Consider the following 17,007-nt stretch of genomic DNA (forward strand, 5'->3'; position numbering starts at 1 on the left):
GAATTACTCTTGAAAAACTTGTCAAAGACTTGCTCGTTACATGTAGAATTATTGTTGTCAGACATTTAGGGGAATAAAAATATATTTTCAAATCTAGATTTTTTTTTCAAGCTATCAAAGAATAAAAAATGAAAGTATGGGGGTAGGGTAATTTTTTTTTAAGCCGTTTCACTTTAAGAGAGGTTTAAAAAGCTTCTGAAGAAAATTTAGTAACCCCTAAAATTATTTACGATGAAAAAACTTGGTATTTGGTATACGTTAATACTTACACTTGTATTAGGATTTACCTCTTGTGAAACTGAAGATTTTAATAGTGACCCAGAGGTTCAGATTGTTATTGATAACAAAGAAGGAAGTGCGGTTTATAGTTTTGAAGCTAAGACAAGCGGGATTGATAATGATGCGCAGACGATTTGGTCTGTAGATGGAAATGATATAGAAGGAGAAGATGAAGAAAATATTATTAATCAGATCTTAGATTACTTGTTTGAGCCTGGTAAACATACCATTTGTGTTAGAATTATAACCGAACAAAGAACAATAGAAGCCTGTACTGATATAGAGGTAGAGGTAGACGAAAATAATCCTTGCCCTGATTTGTTTTTTAGAAGTAAGCATTATCAAGGGCGATCTACTTATAAGTTTTTTGCAAATTTTAGAGGAATTAATGAAGTGTCTTATGGATGGTATATTAATGATAGATTGGTAGAAGATTCTGCACCAGATGAAGATAATTATTTGATATGGGATTTTAAGGAACCGGGAAGATATGAAGTGTGTATCAAAACAGAAACACCAAATTGCCCAGAAGGAGTTTCTTATTGTAAAGTTATAGAAGTAGAAGAATCAAATTTGGTTTGTCCAGAAGTTTATTTTACAAAAGAAATAGAACCGGGAACGGTAGGGACGTATACTTTTGGAGCCAAGATAGAAGGTACAGATGAGGTAAGCCAAATACTATGGTATGTTGATGGAAAGGTTGTTGAATCACCAAAAAATGATCCACAAGTAGGTAGTAGAACTCTTGTATATCAATTTAATTCTGGGGTTCATGAAGTGTGCCTAAAAGTGATTACACCAGATTGCCCAGAGGGAGTAAAATATTGTAAAGAAATAAGAGTAGGGGATTGTCCGGATCTGTTCTTTGAACCAGAACGAGATGGCGATAAAGCTGCATACTATTTTTATCCTCGTGCATTCGAAGGAATCGATGATGTTACTCTAGAGTGGTTTGTTGACGGAAAATATGTTGGTAAATCACCAGAATTCCCTCATAACAATCCATTTTATCATGAATTTGATGGGCCAGGGAGATATGAAGTGTGTTTGATGATAGAAACTCCAGAATGCCCCGGCGGAACATCATTTTGTAAGGTTATAGAATTTGAATAATTATTTGATTTTCTGTTCGCTTCTGATGAAAAGAATAGAATACAAAATATGATAAGTTAGTTAGGTTAGATTAATTAGGTTGATTCCCTGGGAGCGAGGCCATGCTTTCGGGGAATCTTTATTTATAGAATTAAAGTGTAGTATGATTCTTAGTTTCTGAAAATAACAGTTGATCACAGTACTTAACATAAGAATTAGAAAGAACAACACATTAAGTAGAGTAGTTTTTTGTATTGTCTTCTAAACGATCCTGTTTTGAGTGATGTCACTCGTTTTTGATGCATCTTCTGTTATCCAGAAAAACTCCTTTAGATTTATATTTAATGTTCTAATAAGATCTAATTTGATCGAAGAATAGAAAGTCACAGGATGTAAAATGAGGGAATATCGTTGTAGATAACTTGGCAATTGTAATATAGATATAAAAAATAGGGGTGAGATTTTTTATCTCACCCCTATACATTATGTTAACAATTACCTAGAATATTGACTAGTTCAAATCCCAGAAAAGTTTTGTTTCTGCAAGATCACCACCGATTGCGGTAGAGGCAGCTTGCCAGTTTGTACCATTTAAGGTTTGTTCTATAATAGGATATGTATATCTATTAGGGAAACCAGAAACAGGTTCAGCTGGTGTCGCTAATGTTGGGAAATCTAACAACCTAATCGAAGTCCAGGCTTCGATACCTCTATTAAATAAAGCTATCCATTTTTGATTACCAATTACTTCTTTCCAAGGAGTAGTAGCAGTACTTGCCGCCAAAGCAGTATCATAGTCTACAGTTGGTTGAGCAAGATATGTCATTGCATCGGCATTTGATCCTCCCCAACTTTCTATCGATTCTACTACAGCAATATCGTAATGGCTTTTTGCTGTTCCACCCACTGCAAAAGTTCTTGCAGCAGCTTCTGCTAATAAAAACTCAACTTCTGCATAATCAAAAATTACACCAGGAGTTGCAGCAGCTTCTACATAATCAGATACATGAGAATGCGTAGAGAAACTTGATGTACTACCGATATCTCCTCCAATGTACATTCCTGTACCAGGAACCTCTTCAAAATATAGTGGTCTTCTTGGATCATTTAATGTATTCATCATATCTATGATTGTAGCTGCAGCAACAAAATCTGCTCTTCCACTTAGTACTAAGTTTGCATGAACAGGATTTGTATTAGGTGCGGCAGATAAATATGTGAAATTAGCATTATCAGCTCTACTGGTAAATACACCACTTGTAACTGCAGCTTCTACAGTAGTTTTGGCAAAAGCATTATCTACATCAGATAACAGGATACCCATTCTAAGCTTTAAGGAAGCAGCAAACTTTTTCCATAGCGATACATCTCCGCCATAAATATTATCGGCAGCTCCAAAACTTCCTTTAGTAGTATCTAATGCATCAATAGCAACTGTGAGTCTTCCAACCAAGGCTTTGTAAACTGTTTCACCATCATCATATGCAGGTAATAAGTCATCGATATCCAAGGCTTCAGTGTAAGGAACATTTCCAAAAGTTTCTATTAATACACTATACGCATAAATTGTTAATATTTCTATTACTTGAAGTTTATTGGCTTTAGTCTCAATGTCCTCAGGAAGCGAATATTTAGTATCTGTTATGATTTTAGAAGCTTCGTCTAAATCTTTTAAAACATCTTTATAAAGAACGCTCCAGTGTGTAGCAGGAATAGTTCTTGTTACCTGGTCATAATTACTTTCGTCTGTATAGGTCGTCTCTTGTAAATATTGCGCCCAAAGTTTTGTGTTATTATTGTTCACATTTAGGTCAACCATTTGATCAACCAAATTCTTCTGTGCACCTGTAAATAAAGTTTCACCAGGAACAGAAGATGGATCTTTAATATTCTCGTTCAAACTCTCGAGGTTGTCTGAACAAGATGCTATAATTACTGCTGTAATTAGAATTAATATTTTTTTCATCTTTATTTTTTTAGAATTGTAATTTTAAGTTGAAACCTATGTCTCTGGTGGTTGGTAAAGAACCTACAGAATACCCTTGTAAGTTACCAGAACTCAAACCACTTTCTGGATCGGCATGTGGAAGGTCTTTGTCGATAATCCAAAGGTTAGAACCAATTACACTAAAAGAAACATCATTTAAGAATGTTTTTTGAATTATTTTTTTAGGGAAACTATAGGTTATAGCAACTTCTCTTAATTTTACGAAACTTGCATCATATACAAAAGCGGCATCAGGTAATCCTCTTCTGTATCCAAAGGCACCAAATCGATCTGCTCTAATTCTTGTAGTATTAGTAGATCCGTCAGGATTAACTCCAGGATTGATAAAACCACCACCGTTTGCCAAGGTGTTTCTTACAGGATTTCCTAGGTCATTGATAAAGGCAGTTTCTTCATATAGACCTGTCGCTTGCCCATAGTATTGATCCAAAGACCAAATGCTTCCTCCTTGCTGGATGTCAATTAGGAAACTAAGTGCAATGTTTTTATAATTAAACTTATTAGAAATACCCATTAACCAATCTGGATTAGTATCACCAATATTGTTGTTAGATGCAGCAGTTTTTATATATTGACCATTAGAATCATCTACAACTCTTTGACCATTTAGATAGGTGTAATCTGTCCCTTGGATTATTCCATAAGGCTGTCCTACAGTTGCATTAATTGTTATCCCTCCTTGAAAAGAACCTAATTGTAAGTTTTCTATCCCATCTTCTAATGAAACTACAATATTTTCATTTTTAGACCAGTTTACGTTTACATCCCAGGTAAAATTTTGTGTTTCTACAGGGGTTCCGTATATAGACAATTCAACACCTTTATTTTCAATTTCTCCAGCATTTAAGATCTTAGAAGTATATCCGGTTCCTCTACTAACAGGAACTCCAAAAATTTGATCGATAGAATTGTTTTTATAATATGCAATATCAAACCCAAGTCTGTTTTGTAGAAGTTTCATTTCCAGTCCAAGCTCAATACTTGTTGTTGTTTCTGGTTTTAGATTTGGATTCTTTTTTATGTTTCCTACAGAAGTACTTGCACTTCCTATCGGAGTGTTTACATTATAACTATCGTATAAGAAATCAAAAGGAGCACTATTACCTACTTCTGCATAGTTAGCTCTTAGTTTACCAAATGAAATGAATTCGGCATCGATAAGGTTAGAAAAGACAAAACTAGCGGCAATAGAAGGGTAATAGAAAGTACTGTTTCCTTTTGGTAATGAAGAAGAATGATCTCTTCGTAAAGTTCCGTCAAGGAAATAAGTTTGTTTGTATCCTAATGATGCACTTACGTAGATACCATCTACACCAATTTTTTCATCTCTTTCTGCAGGTAATGGAAGCGGTCCTGCACTATTTTGTAATGAGTATAATCTAGGAACACTTAGTCCACCACTTGTAGAGGCGTGAACCGATTGAAAATGATTTCTTCTAATGTTGGTACCTAATATTCCCTTGATATTTAATTCTTCGGTTAAATCTTTATGAAAATTAAGCATTAAGTCATAATTCGTTTCTGTATTTCTGATGTCTTTTCTTCCGTATCCAGAATTTACTGTTGGCCTAGTCCCATCACTAGAGATAACACCAAATGCAGTAGCGACACTACCATTTGCTCTTCTTTCTTCTTGTAATTCAGAGTATGTATCGGTAGCAACTCTACCCGTAATATCAAACCAATCGGTTACTTTATAATTTAAAGAAACATTACCTAAGAAACGATTTCTCATATCGGTTTGGTAGTTTTCATATCTTGTCCAGTATGGGTTATCCCAATAGATTGGAAGAGATCCTGCATCTCTGCTGGCTGGGTTCCAGGTAACATTTCTTCCTGTAGAAAAATAAATAGCTTCTTGTTGTCTTATGTCTACATTAGTTTGCCACCATTGTTTAAAATTACCAATGATGTTATCGTTATACCCTGTTGAGTTACGACCAAGACCATTTGTTTTGATATAATTAGCGTATCCTGTAGCTGTTAATCGCTCACTAAGCTTATAACTTCCACTCATAGAAAAATTATGTCTTTTGATAGAGCTATTTGGTAACAAACCAGTTTGATCAAAATGCGTATAGTTTAACCTAAAAGTACCAGCATCAAATCCTTTATCTAAGGATATAGAATTTGTAACAGTTACCGGAGTTTCAAAAAAGGTAATAGGACCATTCTTAGCATTTACCCATGGAGTAGGTGTTCTGTAATTCGGAGAATCAGGGTCAAAAGCATCCCATTGATACACTAAAATGTTAGAATCAAAGGCAGCTCCATAAGATGCATCTTCTGTTAAAGGAGTTACAAAATCTAAATTACCATCACCGTCAATATCTACTAAATCTAAATAGCTGTCTTCTCCTGGTCCATAATAAGGTCCGTAACCACCACCATATTGATCTTGATATTTGGCAAATGTACTTTTGTCGATAGATCCGAATGTTAATCCAGAACTAATAGTAATTCCCATACCTTTGGATTTACCTCCTTTTTTGGTAGTAATCATAATCACACCATTTGCAGCTCTGGATCCATAAAGAGCAGATGCAGCAGCACCTTTTAGAACATTTATAGATTCTATATCATCTGGATTAATATCTGATGCAGCATTACCATAATCATAATATCCTCCTTGAGCTTGTCCCTGACCAGCAGAGTTGGTATTAGTGTTATTGATAGGAATACCATCAATAACGAATAAAGCCTGGTTACTTCCAGTTAAAGAAGCATTACCTCTAATAACCACATTGGTAGACCCTCCTAAGTTATTATTTCTTTTAATTTGAAGACCAGAAGCTTTACCAGAAAGAGAGTTTACAAAGTTTACAGTTTTAACTTTGTTTAAATCGTCTCCATCAACTTCTTGTGTAGAATATCCTAAAGATTTTTTATCTCTAGAAATACCAAGAGCCGTAACTACTATTTCTTCTAATTGAGAAGCGGTGACTTCTAATTGTACATTAATAGTTTTTTGGGCACCTACAATTACCTCTTGATCTGCAAAACCAAGATAACTGAAAAGAAGAGTACTACCTTCAGAAGCTTGTAACGAATACATTCCGTCAAAATCTGTTTGAGTTCCACTGTTGCTACCCTTTACTATAATGTTTACACCAGGTAATGGCATGCCGCCATCGTCTGTGACCTTACCTGTAATAGGGGTTTCTTGCGCAACAGAAAATTGCGTCACTAATACCGTTAGAAGTATTAGCATGTTTTTAGTTAATAATTTCATTATTGCATGTTAATTTTTGTTAGTAAGCAAGGTTATTAAGAAAAATTAGAGGATAATAAGGATAATGTTTTTTTAACAGAAAATTAACGGGGAAACTGTAAGGATAATTTAAAAAAACGACTAACTATAATTTTTTTTATTTATGAAGAAATTTTAGATCGTTTTAAACTTTATAACTTTTAGAACGATGAATATCGAATATTGTGATTTAGGACTCAATGTTTTTTTATAGTAATACAGGTAGATTAAAATTCATCCAGTTGTTTCGGTATTTTTTAATTATGTTAGATGTAGTTAGATAGTCTTTTGATTCTAATTTTATTTTATATACATTCATCCATATTAAATAGAAGAATGGGGTAGGGTAAATAAGTTTGTAAACGTTATAAATATATCTAGAACAGTTTAGTATTGAATAAATTAAGTACATATTGTAAAGGTTTTATACTTGCATTGGTAATGTTTACATACTCTTGTGTAAATGATGACTCTTTTTTTCCTGATAGTATAGATGCTAAGATTACATCTACAACGACAATAGTATCTATCCTTAATGATATAAAGACCAGAAATTCGATAGTAAACGAAGAAGATCTGTGTTTTACTTTTAAATACCCATTAATATTTGGTTATAATACAGATTCGACCATTCGAGTTGATGACTATCAAGGATTACTTGGAGTAATTTCTGGACAAAGTGCAAATTTTAATATAACCGGGCTACAATTTCCTATTCAGATCATGTTTAAGGGAGCCAATAGTACGGTTCTTATAGAGAATGAAGATGCTTTGATTAATGTGCTTAGAGAATGTGAGATAAAAACTTTCAGAGACGTTTTTAATCATTTATATAGACAATGCTATAAGTTTGAATATCCTATTATTTTAAATGATAAAGACAATAAAGAAGTCGATATTGATAGTGAGGAAAGTTTTAGTCGTTTTCTTGTAGATCAAGGTGCTAATTATCAACCGGATTTTAAGTTTCCAATATCAATATTAGTTGCTCCTGATCTTAAATCAACACGGATATCAACATATTATGAATTTTATGAAATTATAAATAATTGCGTTGGGTGTCCTGCAATACGATTTGAAATCCAACCTTTACAGGATAATGAGTATAGGTTTATTCCAGATATTGAGATTATGGAAGGATATCAATTGTTTTTTAAAATCAATGGAGAAGTGATTACCGATCAGGTTATTGATGGAAACCCATTTACAAGACAATTCACTCCAGGAACATATGAAACGTGCATAAAAGTAATTACGACTAACTGTTTTAAAGGCACCATTGCTTGTAAAGAAATTGTAGTAGAGCCTATTTGTCCTGTTGTTGCATTTACTAATGAACGGGTTACAGGTACAAATACATATAAATTTAACCCATCTGTTACAGGAGTGAGTAATGATGTTACTATAGGTTGGTATGTAAATGAAGTTTTTATCGAAAATTCATTGTTAAGTGCCGGTGTGGTAGAATTAGATTTGGATCAAGGTACAAATAATGTATGTGCAAAAGTGATAACTCCAAATTGCCCCAATGGACAACAGTTTTGTGATGAGGTAGTTGTTCCTTAACTCTCTTTATAGCGTTAATGACAGAGCGTTAAATAGTAATACGTCTTAGCTTTAAAATCCTTTTCTTTTATCAAGTATAGAACACGATATTTTTGATAATTTTGCGATAAACAAAATGAAGTCATGAAATATCACACCAGAAAAATTGTAAAACCAGGCGATTTAAATTCTAATGAGACGTTATTTGGAGGTAGATTATTAGAGTGGATAGATGAAGAAGCCGCATTGTATGCAATTATACAATTACAAAATAGAAGGGTAGTGACCAAGTTTATGTCTGAAATCAATTTTGTAAGCTCTGCGGTACAAGGTGATATTATCGAAATAGGAATGGATGTCGTGAAATTTGGAAATACTTCTTTGATTCTTAAGTGTGAAGTAAGGAATAAATTAACACGCAAAACAATTATTAAGGTAGAAAATATAACGGTGGTTAATCTTGATGTTCAAGGAAAACCCGCACCCCATGGTAAAACTAAGGTGATATACGAAAAAAAAGAGCTACCTCAGAACTAGTTTTTTGACTAATACTTTGCCTAACTCATCATTGAGGTTATCTATTATTTTTTGTCTGCCATAACTAAGTTCTTCTCTTAATACAGATGATGTAAGTTCAACATACACAGTTTCTCTTTCAAGTTTAATATTTCGAGTATACTTTGTTATTGCAGGGCCCATTATTTTTTCCCAAACATCGCGTACAGCAACCTTGTCCAACCCTTTTTGTAAATTGTTGTCAGAAACAAAGTTTTTTAAAACTTCTTCCATACTTTGATGTTCTTGATGACGTTTTGCCATTATAATTGTAGCTTTTGATATCGTTGATAAAAGTAAACATTTCCTGTTTCATTCTTGAAAATTATCTCGTTTTCTTTTGCAGAAATAATGGTTTCTTTCCATGTTGCTAACGAGTTTTTATACTGTAGTCTTACACTATCATTTTCAATAGTTATAGAAAAAATTTCCTGATTATCGGTAACTATAAAACTTCCATCTAGTTTAGGACGTACTTTTTTACGTATTCCTATCGAGTCTTTAACTTCAAAAAAGTCAATATCCTGATTGAACATATATTCTTTTTCGTTTCCATCAGATAACACTACCTTTTTAATTTCCCAATACCCATTCAGATATTGAATATATTCTTTTGGATCTGTGGTTGTACAAGAAGTAATATATAAAAGTAGTGTATAAAGTAAAACTCGTCGCATATTTTATCTGAGTGTTTTTATCTGTTTTATTAATCAGAAGATATAAGTGTTGATTTTAGTTCTCTGATTCGTTGTTTTTTAGCTTAATGATTTTGTATGATTGGGATATTTTTTTTACCACATTTTCTGTTCGATCTGCATGGGTATCACTAATAAATAATTGTCCAAAATTTTGATCATCTACCAATTTTATAATATGTTCTACACGTTTTTCGTCGAGTTTGTCAAAAATATCGTCGAGTAAAAGTATAGGATTTACTTTACTTTGTTTTTTTATAAAATCGAATTGAGCCAGTTTTAAAGCAATAAGAAACGATTTTTGTTGTCCCTGGCTTCCAAATTTTTTAATAGGATATCCTTCAATTTCAAAAGACAAATCATCTTTGTGAACTCCCACACTAGTATATTGTAGCATTCTGTCTTTAGAAAGATTCTGTTCTAAAAGAGTTAGTAAATTAGTTTCAGATAACTTACTTTGGTAAGAAAGAGTAACGCTTTCCTTACCAGAGCTAATTGCTTGATATCTGTTTTCGAAAATAGGAATAAAAATCTCTAAAAATGCTGCTCTTTTTTCATAGATAATACTACCGTATTCATGCATTTGCTGGTTGTACACCTCTAATGTGGTAGGATCAAAAGTGTTGTTAGCGATAAAGTACTTTAGTAGAGAATTACGCTGTGATACAATTTTAGAATATTTTAATAATGTTTTTAGATAAGATTGATCACTCTGAGAAATTACACCATCTATGAATTTACGGCGAGTGTCACTCCCTTCTGTAATCAGATCTCTATCTGCCGGAGAAATAATTACCAAAGGCAAAAAACCAATATGCTCGCTAAAAGTATCGTATATTTTTGCGTTGCGTTTGATTACTTTTTTTTGCCCTCTTTTTGCACTTACAATAACTTTTTCATCACGATCTTCTTTTGTGTAAAGACCATCGATGACAAAAAAATCGGCATTATGTTTAATGTTTTGACTGGTAATTGGATTAAAATAGCTTTTACCAAATGACAAATGATAAATAGCATCCAGAATATTTGTTTTTCCGACTCCATTATTTCCGACAAGACAGTTTATCTTATCATCAAATTCAAAATTGATGGACTCAAAATTTTTATAATTAAGTAAAGAAAGAGATTTTAAAATCATAAAATAGTGATCATCAAGGAGTATCGACTTTAATAGAATTCTTAGTTAATCGACGCAAATTATTGAAAAATAATAAATAGTTGTGCTTTTAATTGTGAATAAATATTTTATTTTTGCCGTTCATTAAAGCAAATTTATGGCAACTTACAAGAAACGTGGACACAAACCAAAAAACAAAGCTGAAGAAGTTGAGCAAATAGAAGATAATTCAACAACTGCTGAGGTATTTAATACCTTAGATGAAGGAGCTTCTAAAACTGAAGAATGGGTTGCAGCTAATCAAAAATACATACTAGGTGCTGTTGGAATGATAGCCGTTGTAATATTAGGATATCTTGGATTTCAGAAATTTATCCAGGAACCAAAAGAGGAAGAAGCAGCTAATGAGATGTTTACAGCACAACAGTATTTTGATAATGCAGTTAATGGTAACTCTAAACTTAGTGATTCATTATACACTTTAGCGCTTAATGGAGGAGAAGGGAAATATGGTTTTTTAGGAATTATAGAAAACTATGGTAGTACTGATGCAGCTAATCTATCTAACTACTACGCTGGATTTTCTTACCTAAATATGAATAAATATCAGGAAGCTATCAATTACCTTGATAGTTTTAAGAGCGATGACGATATATTAGGTCCTTTGGCCCTTGGTGGTATAGGAGATGCATTTTCTCAACTTGATCAAACAGAAGAAGCATTAGGGTATTATGAAAAAGCTGTTAAAGCAAAGACTAATGACTTTACCACTCCAAAGTTTTTATTAAAAGCAGCAATTACTGCAATATCTCTTAATAAACCAGAAGTTGCAATTCCATATTTAGAACGAATTAAAGAAGAGTTTCCTAAGAGTGTAGAAGCTAACCAGGCAGACGTTCATTTAGGTAAAGCACAGGCAATGAAGTAATAGTTTTGTGGTTCCGGTTTTTAGTTTTTTTACTGAAACCTGAAACCCGAGACGCAAAATCAATATGGCTACAGAAAATAAAAACTTATCACAATACGATAAAACAACTATCCCAAATGCGAAAAATTTTCGGTTTGGGATTGTTGTTTCAGAATGGAATGAAGAAATTACCGAAGGACTGTTTCAAGGTGCATTTGATGCATTTATAGATTGTGGAGCAGTAAAAGAAAATATAGTACGGTGGAATGTACCTGGGAGTTTCGAATTGATATACGGATGTAAGAAAATGCAGGAATCCTTTGATATGCTCGATGCAGTTGTTGCTATAGGATCTGTTATACAAGGAGAAACCAAACATTTTGACTTTGTTTGTGACGGTGTTACACAAGGAATCAAGGATTTAAATATCGCTAGTGATATCCCTGTAATCTTTTGTGTACTTACAGATAACACACTACAACAATCTATTGATCGTTCTGGAGGTAAACATGGTAATAAAGGAACAGAAGCAGCAATTGCGGCTATCAAGATGGCGCAATTGCGTAAAGATGCAACCTTTTATAAATAAGAATTCTCTGGCTAAAATCTAAGCGGCATAATCTTTGTTATTTATATTTTGATGTTATTGTAATGCTAAAAGCTTTACATTACAATGCTTTTTAAGTATATTTGGATAATCAAAAAGATAGAGCAGATTGTGAAGTTAAGTATCCCAAAAAGAAGAAAAAACCGTAGATTCAATTACACACCAAGGTACTATGAAGGTAAAAGTGGGGGTAATATCTATGATTTTGAGAACAAAATTACCAAATACAGGGATGCTACAAATGATATAGATTTTGGTTCACACTGGGCAGAAGCCCGTAAATCGAGCCGTAATCGAGGTAATCGCGAAATTAATAGAAAGGTTATTTATATTGCAATGATCCTGATCTTCATCTTTTTGTATATAATTGATTTTGATTTATCCATATTTACTGCACGACGATAGATGTCTGATATCATTCAACTATTACCAGATCACGTAGCTAATCAAATTGCTGCCGGAGAGGTGGTTCAACGACCAGCCTCGGTAGTGAAAGAGCTGTTAGAGAACGCAATTGATGCTCAGGCTACACATATAAAATTAATCATAAAAGAAGCTGGTAAAACTCTTATTCAGGTTATTGATAATGGATCAGGAATGAGCGTTACCGATGCCAGACTGAGTTTTGAGCGCCATGCTACTTCAAAAATAAAAGCCGCAGAAGATCTTTTCGAATTAAACACCAAAGGTTTTAGAGGAGAAGCCCTGGCTTCTATTGCTGCTATTGCTCATGTAGAGTTAAAAACGAAACAAGAAGAAGATGAGGTAGGTACCGAGATTAACATCGAAGGTAGCGAAGTAATTTCTCAAGAAGTATGCGTAACACCCAAAGGAACCTCTATAAGTGTCAAAAATTTATTTTATAATATTCCCGCACGGCGAAATTTTTTAAAATCAAATGCAGTAGAACTACGTCATATTATTGATGAATTCCATCGGGTAACCATGGCGCATCATTCTATTAAATTTGATATGTATCATAATGGTAGTGAAATTTTTAATTTACCTATTTCAAATTGTCGCCAGCGTATTGTAAATATTTTTGGAGGAAAAACCAATGAAAAACTTGTCCCTGTCAAAGAAGAAACAGACTTGGTGACTATTAGTGGATTTATAGGAAAACCAGAATATGCCAAACGTACCCGTGGTGAGCAGTTTTTCTTTGTTAATAATAGATTTATTAAGAGTGGTTATTTAAACCATGCTGTTAATGCCGCATTCGAAGGGTTGCTAAAAGATAAAGCACACCCTAGCTATTTTGTATATCTTACAGTAGATCCCAAATCAATAGATATTAATATCCACCCTACTAAGACCGAAATTAAATTCGAAGATGAGCATGCGTTGTATGCTATGCTAAGAGCTTCGATAAAACATAGTCTGGGGCAATTTAACGTAGCACCCGTGTTAGATTTTAACAGAGACGCTTCGATGGATACACCGTACGAGTATAAAAGTAAAACTGCTCAGACACCTACAATAGAGGTAGATCGTAATTTTAATCCGTTTAAAGAAGAAAAAGTATCTGGTTCTGGTGGGGGTTCATTTTCAGGCAAAAGCCATGCATCGTTTAAAAAAGAGTCTGCCGGAGACTGGGAAAACCTATATGTGGGTTTAGAATCTGAAATGACAACTACCAAGCCCACAGAAAATGATTTTTCCTCTGTAGAATTCGAAAGCACAGAAGTTACAGGGTCATTGTTTGAGTCTGATGAAAAAAAGGTTGGGCATCATACAACCTATCAGCTTAGAAAAAAATATATCGTTACTACTATTAAGAGTGGAATGGTGATTGTAAATCAACACCGCGCACACCAAAGAATATTGTATGAAGAATTACTACGCAATATTACTATGGCAAGTGCAGTAAGTCAACAACTTTTATTTCCGCTTACACTTTCTTTTACCAAAAAAGAGATCGAACTTCTTACTACTGTAAAAGAACAGCTCGAAAATACAGGGTTTGTTTTTGGAGAGTTATCCCCCGGAGAAGTTGAAATTACAGGAATACCATCGGTTACTTCAGAAAAAGAGGTTGCTCAACTTTTAGAGCAACTTATCAGTGATCTCGAAGAAGAGGTGCCAGATAGTGGTTTTTCTCAAACCGATCTGCTTGCAAGATCCATTTCAAAAAGTATTGCAGTACGAGCAGGAGTAGAATTGGCTTCAGAACAACAGCAGTATATGGTAAATAGCCTATTTGCATGTACCGAGCCTACAATAACACCAAATAATAAGCCGACTTTCATCACGTTAACAGTAGATGAAATCGATAAGAAATTTTAATATATAAATGGGGAGAATTACAGATACAGTAAAAGGGTTATTAATTATTAATGTCATTTTTTTTGTAGGATCTTTATCTCTGGGAAATAATGCTTTTGAATGGTTTGCACTCTGGTTTCCTAAAAATGATAATTTTCAAGTATGGCAAATTGTTTCCCATATGTTTATGCATGCAGATGCAGGACATATCTTTTTTAATATGTTTGCTTTATACATGTTCGGAAGTCATCTTGAAAGCTCTATTGGTCAGAAAAAATTTCTTTTTATCTACTTTTTTTCAGGTCTTGGTGCGGTAGGTTTTCAAATTCTATTTTCATATTTTCAGTTTACCCCAGGATATCAGGCATATTTAGATGCAGGTTTTTCTCCTGCTGAAGTTGGTAAATTTATACAAGATACTGTTGCTTCTGGTCAATATAAAGTGTACCCTAATATACCACAAGAAGTTACTGAGAGGATGATCGGAGCTTATGTAACACCTATGGTGGGAGCTTCGGGTGCTATTTTTGGAATATTAGCAGCATTTGCAGTACTATATCCTAATTTACCATTATACATAATTTTTATTCCCATTCCTATTAAAGCAAAATATTTGATAGGAGGTTATTTTTTATTAGATCTTTATGGAGGAATAACAGGGCAAGCAATTTTAGGCCCTTCTAATGTAGCGCATTGGGCACATATAGGTGGTGCTGTAATTGGGTTTGTTACCATGTGGTATTGGAAAAAGAATTCGTTCAATGATAAACGGTGGTATTAATCGATGACAACTAATAATCTATCATATCAATTTAAAACAGCTAATGTAATCATTAAGCTTATTGTGATTAATGTAGCCTTATTTTTATTCGCTACACTAGGATCCTGGATTTTTAAAACAAGTCCAGGCGCTTTGATGGAGTGGTTTGTTTTACCTGTTGATCCAGGATCGCTAATACTACAGCCCTGGAGCATGCTCACGTATAGTTTTCTGCATTTTGATTTTTGGCATATTTTCTGGAATATGCTGGTGCTATACTGGTTTGGGCAATATGTTTTAAACTTATTTACCGAAAAAAGATTTCTCACGATTTACTTATTGGGTGCTATCTGCGGAGGATTATTATTTGTGCTGGCATATAATCTGTTTCCCGTTTTAAATAACACATTAGCTTATTTAATTGGTGCTTCGGCAGCCGTTCGTGCCATTATGATTTTTATTGCGGCGTATACACCAAATTCTGAAGTACGAATCTTTGTTTTTAATGTTAAGTTATGGCAGATAGGAGTGTTTGTAGTGCTTTCTGATCTAATTCAAATCCCGACCTCTGGTAACGCAGGCGGATTGATCGCTCATTTGGGAGGTGCACTTTTTGGTTATATATATGCAGTTCAGCTTAAAAAAGGAAATGATATCGGTTCCTGGTTCGAAAAACTGATGGATGGATTAAGTGCTATGTTTATTCCTAAAAAGAAAAGTCCGTTAAAGACAGTTCATAAATCAAAAACTCATAAAAGAGCTCCTAAAAAAACAGTGACTTCTGCAACCAAAACGCCTAATCAGAAACAAATCGATGCTATTTTGGATAAAATTAGTAAAAGCGGCTATGATAGTTTAACCAAAGAAGAGAAAGATTTTTTGTTTAAAGCAGGGAAGGAGTAGTTATGAGGAAAATAGTTAGCAAGATCGTCTTTTTGATGAACGCTATGGCAGCTTTTGCCTTATTGCTATCTTATTTATTACCTTATGTTTCTCCAAAAATGTTTCCGCTATTATCGGTTCTAAGTTTGGCAGTACCCATACTAATTGTGATCAATGTATTGTTTCTGTTTTTTTGGGCAGTACAACTCAATAAAAAAGGAATACTTTCTCTTGTTGCGCTAATTCTTGGTATTTCTCATGTGTCTTCATTATATAAATTAAGAGGAAAATCGGCTGATGAGATCGAGGATGGTATTTCATTAATGAGTTATAATGTGCATAGCTTTAATCGTTTTTTTTGGATAACTTCGGAGACCATCCCTCAGGATATTTCAAAATTGGTGAAAGATCAAAAACCAGATGTGTTTTGCGCTCAGGAATATTATAATAATCCAGATATCGACTTTACTCAATATCCAAATAAGTATGAGTATTTTAATCACAATAGTAGAGAGTTGGCATTGGTGATCTTTTCAAAATATCCATTTATTAATAAAGGATCTTTAAATTTTGAGAATACGGCCAACAATGTGATTTTTGCAGATGTGGCATTTCCTAAGGATACGATTAGGATATATAATATTCATTTACAATCCCATAGAATTAGTTCTAAAACAGACGATCTGGCTAAAGCAGATTCTCAAAAATTATTAAAACGTATCGGAGTATCTTTTAAAAGGCAACAAACTCAGACAGAACAGCTCATCGAGCATATGAAATCTTCTCCGTATAGAAATATTGTGATGGGTGATTTTAATAACACGGCATATTCATATGTGTATGATAAAATTAGATCAGAAAATCTTCAGGATACTTTTAAGAAAGCAGGAAAAGGATTTGGTAAAACTTTTAAGTTCGAATTGTTTCCGGCCAGAATTGATTTTATTTTAGTGCCCGAAGAATTCGAAGTACTAGGGTTTCAAAGTTTTGATCTAGAACTTTCAGATCATTATCCAATTCTATCAAAAATAAAGTTTTAGCATAG

Annotated in this window: 15 protein-coding genes; 10 read left to right on the plus strand and 5 right to left on the minus strand. The window is 33.6% G+C overall.

Annotation, left to right across the window (positions count from 1 at the left end; genetic code table 11):
- Window positions 1–231 precede the first annotated feature (231 nt).
- Window positions 232–1,392 carry a hypothetical protein gene (locus tag Z053_RS0117460; protein WP_025666279.1) on the plus strand — a complete coding sequence of 387 codons (1,161 nt, stop codon included), beginning with the start codon at window positions 232–234 and terminating at the stop codon, window positions 1,390–1,392.
- A 490-nt stretch (window positions 1,393–1,882) separates the two neighbouring features.
- On the opposite strand, the gene Z053_RS0117465 is transcribed toward Z053_RS0117460, so the two are convergent.
- Together Z053_RS0117465 and Z053_RS0117470 are read right to left on the minus strand one after the other, a co-directional pair.
- Window positions 1,883–3,337 (minus strand): SusD/RagB family nutrient-binding outer membrane lipoprotein, encoded by a 1,455-nt coding sequence (locus Z053_RS0117465; protein WP_025666280.1) that lies wholly within the window; start codon window positions 3,335–3,337, stop codon window positions 1,883–1,885.
- Window positions 3,338–3,347: 10 nt separating this feature from the next.
- Window positions 3,348–6,611 carry a SusC/RagA family TonB-linked outer membrane protein gene (locus Z053_RS0117470; protein WP_025666281.1) on the minus strand — a complete coding sequence of 1,088 codons (3,264 nt, stop codon included), beginning with the start codon at window positions 6,609–6,611 and terminating at the stop codon, window positions 3,348–3,350.
- A gap of 411 nt (window positions 6,612–7,022) precedes the next feature.
- Between Z053_RS0117470 and Z053_RS0117475 the strand changes: the two genes are divergently transcribed.
- The gene (locus Z053_RS0117475) at window positions 7,023–8,195 is read left to right on the plus strand and encodes a hypothetical protein (RefSeq protein ID WP_025666282.1); all 1,173 of its coding nucleotides are present in this window, start codon (window positions 7,023–7,025) and stop codon (window positions 8,193–8,195) included.
- A 123-nt stretch (window positions 8,196–8,318) separates the two neighbouring features.
- The gene (locus Z053_RS0117480; protein ID WP_025666283.1) at window positions 8,319–8,711 is read left to right on the plus strand and encodes an acyl-CoA thioesterase; all 393 of its coding nucleotides are present in this window, start codon (window positions 8,319–8,321) and stop codon (window positions 8,709–8,711) included.
- Here the strand turns inward: Z053_RS0117480 and Z053_RS0117485 are convergent.
- The 3 genes from Z053_RS0117485 to recF are packed head-to-tail and all read right to left on the minus strand — an operon-like array spanning window position 8,697 to window position 10,562.
- Window positions 8,697–8,993 carry a DUF721 domain-containing protein gene (locus Z053_RS0117485; protein ID WP_025666284.1) on the minus strand — a complete coding sequence of 99 codons (297 nt, stop codon included), beginning with the start codon at window positions 8,991–8,993 and terminating at the stop codon, window positions 8,697–8,699. The two genes, Z053_RS0117480 and Z053_RS0117485, sit on opposite strands and share 15 nt — an antisense overlap.
- The gene (locus Z053_RS0117490) at window positions 8,993–9,406 is read right to left on the minus strand and encodes a hypothetical protein (RefSeq protein WP_025666285.1); all 414 of its coding nucleotides are present in this window, start codon (window positions 9,404–9,406) and stop codon (window positions 8,993–8,995) included. The genes Z053_RS0117485 and Z053_RS0117490 overlap by 1 nt, the downstream gene beginning before the upstream one ends.
- 55 nt (window positions 9,407–9,461) lie before the next feature.
- A complete protein-coding gene (gene recF / locus Z053_RS0117495) occupies window positions 9,462–10,562 on the minus strand; it encodes a DNA replication/repair protein RecF (protein WP_025666286.1) in 1,101 nt (366 codons plus the stop codon).
- Between the two features lie 136 nt (window positions 10,563–10,698).
- On the opposite strand from recF, the gene Z053_RS0117500 reads away from it, so the two are divergent.
- The 7 genes from Z053_RS0117500 to Z053_RS0117530 all read left to right on the plus strand — a co-directional run bounded on the left by Z053_RS0117500 (window position 10,699) and on the right by Z053_RS0117530 (window position 17,002).
- Entirely contained in the window at window positions 10,699–11,469 is a 771-nt protein-coding gene (locus Z053_RS0117500) for a tetratricopeptide repeat protein (RefSeq protein ID WP_025666287.1), read from the plus strand.
- A gap of 64 nt (window positions 11,470–11,533) precedes the next feature.
- Window positions 11,534–12,037 carry a 6,7-dimethyl-8-ribityllumazine synthase gene (ribH, locus tag Z053_RS0117505; RefSeq protein ID WP_025666288.1) on the plus strand — a complete coding sequence of 168 codons (504 nt, stop codon included), beginning with the start codon at window positions 11,534–11,536 and terminating at the stop codon, window positions 12,035–12,037.
- 126 nt (window positions 12,038–12,163) lie between these two features.
- On the plus strand, window positions 12,164–12,460 hold the full coding sequence (locus tag Z053_RS0117510) for a hypothetical protein (RefSeq protein ID WP_035096386.1): 297 nt from the start codon (window positions 12,164–12,166) through the stop codon (window positions 12,458–12,460).
- Entirely contained in the window at window positions 12,461–14,341 is a 1,881-nt protein-coding gene (gene mutL / locus Z053_RS0117515) for a DNA mismatch repair endonuclease MutL (RefSeq protein WP_025666290.1), read from the plus strand.
- A 7-nt stretch (window positions 14,342–14,348) separates the two neighbouring features.
- Window positions 14,349–15,101: a rhomboid family intramembrane serine protease gene (locus tag Z053_RS0117520; RefSeq protein ID WP_025666291.1), complete on the plus strand. Its 753-nt coding sequence runs from the start codon at window positions 14,349–14,351 to the stop codon at window positions 15,099–15,101.
- A 3-nt stretch (window positions 15,102–15,104) separates the two neighbouring features.
- Window positions 15,105–15,983: a rhomboid family protein gene (locus Z053_RS0117525; protein ID WP_025666292.1), complete on the plus strand. Its 879-nt coding sequence runs from the start codon at window positions 15,105–15,107 to the stop codon at window positions 15,981–15,983.
- 2 nt (window positions 15,984–15,985) lie between these two features.
- On the plus strand, window positions 15,986–17,002 hold the full coding sequence (locus Z053_RS0117530; RefSeq protein WP_025666293.1) for an endonuclease/exonuclease/phosphatase family protein: 1,017 nt from the start codon (window positions 15,986–15,988) through the stop codon (window positions 17,000–17,002).
- The last annotated feature ends 5 nt before the right edge of the window (window positions 17,003–17,007 follow it).

Source organism: Aquimarina megaterium XH134, assembly GCF_000520975.1.
GTDB lineage: Bacteria > Bacteroidota > Bacteroidia > Flavobacteriales > Flavobacteriaceae > Aquimarina > Aquimarina megaterium.

Excerpts from the sequence above, each read along its gene's own strand:
- Z053_RS0117460 (WP_025666279.1), top strand. The coding sequence starts at position 232 with ATGAAAAAACTTGGTATTTGGTATACGTTAATACTTACACTTGTATTA.
- Z053_RS0117465 (WP_025666280.1), bottom strand. The coding sequence starts at position 3,337 with ATGAAAAAAATATTAATTCTAATTACAGCAGTAATTATAGCATCTTGT.
- Z053_RS0117470 (WP_025666281.1), bottom strand. The coding sequence starts at position 6,611 with ATGAAATTATTAACTAAAAACATGCTAATACTTCTAACGGTATTAGTG.
- Z053_RS0117480 (WP_025666283.1), top strand. The coding sequence starts at position 8,319 with ATGAAATATCACACCAGAAAAATTGTAAAACCAGGCGATTTAAATTCT.
- Z053_RS0117485 (WP_025666284.1), bottom strand. The coding sequence starts at position 8,993 with ATGGCAAAACGTCATCAAGAACATCAAAGTATGGAAGAAGTTTTAAAA.
- Z053_RS0117490 (WP_025666285.1), bottom strand. The coding sequence starts at position 9,406 with ATGCGACGAGTTTTACTTTATACACTACTTTTATATATTACTTCTTGT.
- recF (WP_025666286.1), bottom strand. The coding sequence starts at position 10,562 with ATGATTTTAAAATCTCTTTCTTTACTTAATTATAAAAATTTTGAGTCC.
- Z053_RS0117500 (WP_025666287.1), top strand. The coding sequence starts at position 10,699 with ATGGCAACTTACAAGAAACGTGGACACAAACCAAAAAACAAAGCTGAA.
- ribH (WP_025666288.1), top strand. The coding sequence starts at position 11,534 with ATGGCTACAGAAAATAAAAACTTATCACAATACGATAAAACAACTATC.
- mutL (WP_025666290.1), top strand. The coding sequence starts at position 12,461 with ATGTCTGATATCATTCAACTATTACCAGATCACGTAGCTAATCAAATT.
- Z053_RS0117520 (WP_025666291.1), top strand. The coding sequence starts at position 14,349 with ATGGGGAGAATTACAGATACAGTAAAAGGGTTATTAATTATTAATGTC.
- Z053_RS0117525 (WP_025666292.1), top strand. The coding sequence starts at position 15,105 with ATGACAACTAATAATCTATCATATCAATTTAAAACAGCTAATGTAATC.
- Z053_RS0117530 (WP_025666293.1), top strand. The coding sequence starts at position 15,986 with ATGAGGAAAATAGTTAGCAAGATCGTCTTTTTGATGAACGCTATGGCA.